Source organism: Kitasatospora sp. NPDC001309, assembly GCF_042896295.1.
GTDB lineage: Bacteria > Actinomycetota > Actinomycetes > Streptomycetales > Streptomycetaceae > Kitasatospora.
Genome location: NZ_JBIAXC010000099.1, coordinates 1 through 5473 on the forward strand (window position 1 = coordinate 1; position 5473 = coordinate 5473).

At 72.1% G+C, this 5473-nt stretch carries 5 protein-coding genes; 3 read left to right on the forward strand and 2 right to left on the reverse strand.

Annotation, left to right across the window (positions count from 1 at the left end; genetic code table 11):
• Positions 1 to 96 precede the first annotated feature (96 nt).
• Positions 97 to 1281, reverse strand: coding sequence for a quinolinate synthase NadA (gene nadA, locus ACFY2K_RS43325; protein ID WP_380522738.1), 1185 nt, complete (start codon positions 1279 to 1281; stop codon positions 97 to 99).
• A 441-nt stretch (positions 1282 to 1722) separates the two neighbouring features.
• On the opposite strand from nadA, the gene ACFY2K_RS43330 reads away from it, so the two are divergent.
• A complete protein-coding gene (locus ACFY2K_RS43330) occupies positions 1723 to 2187 on the forward strand; it encodes an Lrp/AsnC family transcriptional regulator (RefSeq protein WP_270147404.1) in 465 nt (154 codons plus the stop codon).
• A 194-nt stretch (positions 2188 to 2381) separates the two neighbouring features.
• Positions 2382 to 3749 carry a pyridoxal phosphate-dependent decarboxylase family protein gene (locus ACFY2K_RS43335; RefSeq protein WP_375892560.1) on the forward strand — a complete coding sequence of 456 codons (1368 nt, stop codon included), beginning with the start codon at positions 2382 to 2384 and terminating at the stop codon, positions 3747 to 3749.
• Between the two features lie 83 nt (positions 3750 to 3832).
• On the opposite strand, the gene ACFY2K_RS43340 is transcribed toward ACFY2K_RS43335, so the two are convergent.
• The gene (locus ACFY2K_RS43340) at positions 3833 to 4696 is read right to left on the reverse strand and encodes a GNAT family N-acetyltransferase (RefSeq protein WP_375892558.1); all 864 of its coding nucleotides are present in this window, start codon (positions 4694 to 4696) and stop codon (positions 3833 to 3835) included.
• A gap of 244 nt (positions 4697 to 4940) precedes the next feature.
• Between ACFY2K_RS43340 and ACFY2K_RS43345 the strand changes: the two genes are divergently transcribed.
• Positions 4941 to 5294, forward strand: a complete 354-nt coding sequence (locus ACFY2K_RS43345) for an iron-sulfur cluster assembly accessory protein (RefSeq protein ID WP_375892557.1) — start codon at positions 4941 to 4943, stop codon at positions 5292 to 5294.
• Positions 5295 to 5473 lie beyond the last annotated feature (179 nt).

Consider the following 5473-nt stretch of genomic DNA (forward strand, 5'->3'; position numbering starts at 1 on the left):
CGCTCCGATGCCCCTCGTTCCTCGGGGCCTCCTCGCTCCTCCCTCTCGACACCGGCGCGCCCCTTCGGCTCGGGGCGGGTGCTCGCCCGCTCGCCGCTACGGCAGGGCCAGCATCCGGTCCAGCGCGGCCTTGGCGTACTTCTCGGTCTCCGGGTCCACCGTGATCACGTTCGGCACCCGGCCCTCGACCAGCGACTCCAGCGCCCAGACCAGGTGCGGCAGGTCGATCCGGTTCATGGTCGAGCAGAAGCAGACCGCGCGGTCCAGGAAGACGACCTCCTTGTCCGGGTGCGCCTTGGCCAGGCGGCGGACCAGGTTCAGCTCGGTGCCGATGGCCCACTTGGAGCCGGGCTCGGCCGCGTCCAGGGCCTTGATGATGTACTCGGTCGAGCCCACCATGTCGGCGGCGTCGACCACCTCGTGCTTGCACTCGGGGTGCACCAGGACGGTCACGCCGGGGATCCGCTCGCGGACGTCGTTCACCGAGTCCAGGCTGAACCGGCCGTGCACCGAGCAGTGGCCGCGCCAGAGGATCATCTTGGCGTTGCGCAGCTGCTCGGTGGTCAGGCCGCCGTTGGGCTTGTGCGGGTTGTACAGGACGCAGTCGTCCAGCGACATGCCCAGGTCCCGCACCGCGGTGTTGCGGCCGAGGTGCTGGTCGGGCAGGAAGAGCACCTTCTGGCCCTGTTCGAAGGCCCACTCCAGCGCCCGCTGGGCGTTGGAGGAGGTGCAGATGGTGCCGCCGTGCTTGCCGGTGAAGGCCTTGATGTCGGCGGAGGAGTTCATGTACGAGACCGGGACGGTCACGTCGGCTATGCCGGCGTCGGTCAGGACGTCCCAGCACTCGGCGACCTGCTCGGCGGTGGCCATGTCGGCCATCGAGCAGCCGGCCGCGAGGTCCGGCAGCACGACCTGCTGGCGGTCGCCGGTGAGGATGTCGGCGGACTCGGCCATGAAGTGCACGCCGCAGAAGACGATGTACTCGGCCTCCGGGCGGGCCGCGGCGTCGCGGGCGAGCTTGAAGGAGTCGCCGGTGACGTCGGCGAACTCGATCACCTCGTCGCGCTGGTAGTGGTGGCCGAGGATGAAGACGCGGTCTCCCAGTGCGGCCTTGGCCGCCCGGGCGCGCTCGACGAGGTTCGGGTCCGAGGCCGGCGGGAGGTCGCCGGGGCACTCGACGCCGCGCTCGCTGTTCGGGTCGGCCTCTCGGCCGAGCAGCAGCAGAGCGAGCGGCGTCGGAGTGGGGTCGACGCCGTGGGTCTCGGTGATGGTGGTGGTCACGGGCGGGTGCCCTTCTGTGCGGCCGAACGAGCGGTGGGGCCTTTTCGTCTATCTGACACTATCTATTCTAACCGGTTAGCGTCAGAGTGACGATGGCCATCCTGTCGATGTGACGAGAACCGCTCGCCGGATCGGATGCTTCCTGCCGTGGCCGAATCGATATTTCGAAGCCCCGGGCACGGCTGGGCCATGAACACGAAGACGTCCCGGGGGCGGCCCGCGATGAAGGGCCTCCGGTCGACGGCGGGCACGGCGATCGACGCCCGCCGGGTGGACCGATGGCCTTCTCCCGGTCATCCGCGCGCGATGAACTCGTTCAGGTCATCCGCCAGAATGGGTGGCGAACCGTTTCGGCAGTGGCGCCGGCGGGTGCGACCGCACCGCCCGCCGCCCGGGACGCTCCCCCCACCCCCACCGCACGACCCGTGGAGCCCCGCACCGATGACCAGCAGCCGAGCGCACGAGGTGATCGGGGCGGACCTGGACGAGACCGACCGGCAGCTCCTCGCCCGCCTCGGCAGCGACGGCCGGGCGTCCTACGCCGAGATCGGTCTCCAGGTGAACCTCTCCGCCACCGCCGTGCGCCGCCGGATCGACCGGCTCCGGGCGCGCGGCGTGGTGCGGGGCTTCACCGTGGTGCTCGACCCGGCCGTGCTCGGCTGGCAGACCGAGGCCTTCGTCGAGGTCTACTGCCGCGAGCGGACCGCCCCCGAGGAGATCCTCGCCAGCCTGCGCCAGTTCCCCGAGGTGGTCGCCGCCTGGACGGTCACCGGCGACCCGGACGCCCTGGTGCACCTGCGGGCCGCCGACATGCGCCATCTGGAGGCCGTCATCGAGCGCATCCGGCGCGAGCCCGGCGTGCAGCGCAGCCGCTCCTCGGTGGTCCTCTCCCAGCTGATCGGCTGATCTCCCGGCCCGGCGCCCGGGGTACGCAGGAAATCTGCGCGGACCTGCCCGAAGACGCCCGAAAGCTGCCTGACCAGCCGCGTTCCGACGCGCGGGGAAGCGCTTCCGCTGCCTACGCTGATCACGTCCGGTCAGCGCGGTGAGGCGTCCCGCCGACCGGATCCCCCCGACACCCACAGCCGAGAGGGACAGCCGTGTCCGCAGCACCCGACCGCATGCACCGGCCCGACAACGAACTGGTCGACCTGGTTTTCGACTACATGCGGGAGCGGCTGCAGTACGACCCCGTCCCGCTCGACCACCCCGGTGACGGCGAGCACCTGCGCACCCAGCTGGCCGGCCTGCTCAACCAGGACGGCAACAACCCGGCCGACGTGCTCAAGCTGTACGACCACGAGCTGTCCCGCGCGGTCATCTCCGCCGACAGCCCCCGCTACCTGTCCTTCATCCCGTGCGCCCCGACCAAGGCCGCGCTGCTGTTCGACATGGTCGTCTCCTGCGCCTCGCTGCAGGGCATCTCCTGGCTGGAGGCGGCGGGCGCCATCGCCGCCGAGAACCAGGTGCTGCGCCTGATCGCCGACCGGGCCGGGATGCCCGCCTCGGCCGGCGGCTGCTTCGTCTCCGGCGGCTCCGCGGGCAACCTGTCCGCCCTGGTGGTCGCCCGTGACACCGCCCGCCGCAGGCTCGGCGTCGGTCCGGAGGCCCGGCTGCGGATAGCCGTCGCCGACCAGGTGCACTCCTCGGTCAAGAACACCTTCAACATCATCGGCGTCGAGGCCTTCAAGGTCCCGACCGTGAACCGGCGCTTCACCGGCGAGGCGCTGCGCGCCGCCCTGGCCGCCGACCCGAACCCGGAGACGGTGATCGCCGTCGTCGGCACCGCCGGCACCACCAACGAGGGCATCGTCGACGACCTGGCCGGCCTGGCCGAGGTCGCCCGCGAGCGCGACCTGTGGTTCCACGTGGACGGCGCCTACGGCGGCGCCGGCCTGTTCGCCCCGTCGGTGCGCGAGCGCTACAACGGCATCGAGCACGCCGACTCCTTCGTGGTCGACCCGCACAAGTGGCTGTTCGCCCCCTTCGACTGCGCCGCGCTGATCTACCGCAACCCGCAGCTCGCCCGCGCCGTGCACACCCAGGACGCCTCCTACCTGGACGTCCTGCACACCGACGGCGACGAGTGGAACCCCACCGATTACGCCTACCACCTGACCCGGCGCGCCCGCGGCCTGCCGCTCTGGTTCTCGCTGGCCGTCCACGGCGTCCAGGCGTACACCGACGCCATCGAGACCGGCCTCCAGCTGGCGCGGGACACCGCCCAGCTGATCCGCGATGCCGAGCACCTGGAGCTGCTGTTCGACCCGCAGCTCTCCGCGGTCTGCTTCAAGCGCAAGGGCTGGACCAACGACGACTACTACCGCTGGTCGCAGCAGCTGCTGGCGGACCAGATCGGCTTCGTCACCCCGACCGGCTGGGACGGCGAGACGGTCGCCCGCTTCGCCTTCCTGCACCCGGGCACCACCATGGAGATGGTCCGGGAGATCCTGGACACCATGGCCTGATCCGGGCCCCGTCCTCCCGTCCTCCCGTTCGTCCGTACGGCCCCACCGGCCCGCCCGGTGGGGCCGTACGCGTCCCCGCCGGGCTACAGGAAGGCCCCGCTGGGCAGGTACGGCGTCGGCGGCCGCATCCCGCGCACCCCGACGAAGCCGCCGGTCTCCGGCGTCAGCCCGACCTCCAGCCCGACGTCCAGCGCCCACTCCTGCTCGGCGGTCAGGTACTCCACCCGGGCCTCGGTCCCGTCCGGCACCCGGGCCAGCGCCTCGCGCAGCAGCCGGGCCGCGATCCGCTTGCTGGTGGCCGCCAGCAGCCGCACCGTGCCGCCGTCCCGGTAGCAGTAGCCGCTGCCGGCCAGTGCGTCGGCGACCAGCAGCTCCTCGAAGTGGCCGAGCATCAGCTCGTGGTCCGGGCCGTGCGCGGACCCGCGCAGCCGCCGGTCCACCGAGTCCAGCAGGTGCAGGTGGGTGGTGTTGCCGCGGTGCACCGGGATGTCGCCGGGGTCGATCAGCCCGTCCCGGTCCACCCGCCCGGTCAGCCGCATCGCCGGGTGCAGGGTGAAGCCGGCCAGCCGGTAGCGGCGGGCCGCCGCGGGGGAGTCGGAGGCGCAGACCATCCCGCGCAGGCAGCCCCGGGCGTGCGCCAGGGCCCGTTCGAACAGCAGCCGCCCGACCCCCCGGTCCCGGGCGGACGGCCGGACGGCGAACAGCGAGGGCATCCACAGGCCCTCGCGGCGCATCGACAGCACCACCCCGACCGCCTGCCCGCCGCTCTCCGCCAGCCAGCAGCCGCCGGGGTCGGTGCGCGCCAGGTGTCTGGTCCGGGCGAGCTGCAGCGGCGTCGGTCGCGGTGGCCGGGCGGGGTCGTCGGACGGTCCGGCGAATGCGGCGAGGGACACCTCCTGGACGACCTCCGCGTCCGCTGCGGTGTCCCTGACCTGGCGAAGGATCATGCCGCCATCCTGGCGTCCGGCGGGCGGCCGTGGGGCCCGTTCGCCCGGATCCGTGACGCGGGCGGTGCCCGCTCCGCCCCGGTTGTGCGAGCATGGGGAGCGTAGAGGCCCGGGTGACGCGCCCGGCCCACGGAGAACCAGCCGTCGAACAGGCCGTAGAAATCCCCCTCCGTCCGGGAAATGAATCCGGGCGGTCGGTGGTTGGCACTGGCGGCAGACCGTCGTCAAGACCGGGAGAAAGCAGATGACCGTCCAGGACGAGACCACCGTCGAGAGTGGCATCCTCCTCACCGATGCCGCCGCGGCCAAGGTCAAGGCCCTGCTGGAGCAGGAAGGCCGCGAGGACCTCGCGCTGCGCGTCGCCGTCCAGCCCGGTGGCTGCTCCGGCCTGCGTTACCAGCTGTTCTTCGACGAGCGCTCGCTCGACGGCGACGTGCTCAAGGACTTCGGTGGCGTCAAGGTCGTCACCGACCGCATGAGCGCCCCGTACCTGGGTGGCGCCACCGTCGACTTCGTCGACACCATCGAGAAGCAGGGCTTCACGATCGACAACCCGAACGCCACCGGCTCCTGCGCCTGCGGCGACTCGTTCAGCTAAGCCTGACAGCGGGTCTCGAACGCGGAAGGCGGCCCCGGGGATCTCCCCGGGGCCGCCTTCCGCGTTCCACCGTGCGCGTCACCGGCCGCTAGGGCCTGTCCGGCGGATCTTGCCAGGCGCGCGACGCCGGGCATCCCGCCTGGACGCACGCCCGAATCGCCCAAGTACGTCCAGTACGA

Bases quoted from the DNA above. Each gene is read 5' to 3' on its own strand.
- ACFY2K_RS43330 (WP_270147404.1), top strand. From the start codon at position 1,723: ATGACCAGCAGCCGAGCGCACGAGGTGATCGGGGCGGACCTGGACGAG.
- ACFY2K_RS43340 (WP_375892558.1), bottom strand. From the start codon at position 4,696: ATGATCCTTCGCCAGGTCAGGGACACCGCAGCGGACGCGGAGGTCGTC.
- ACFY2K_RS43345 (WP_375892557.1), top strand. From the start codon at position 4,941: ATGACCGTCCAGGACGAGACCACCGTCGAGAGTGGCATCCTCCTCACC.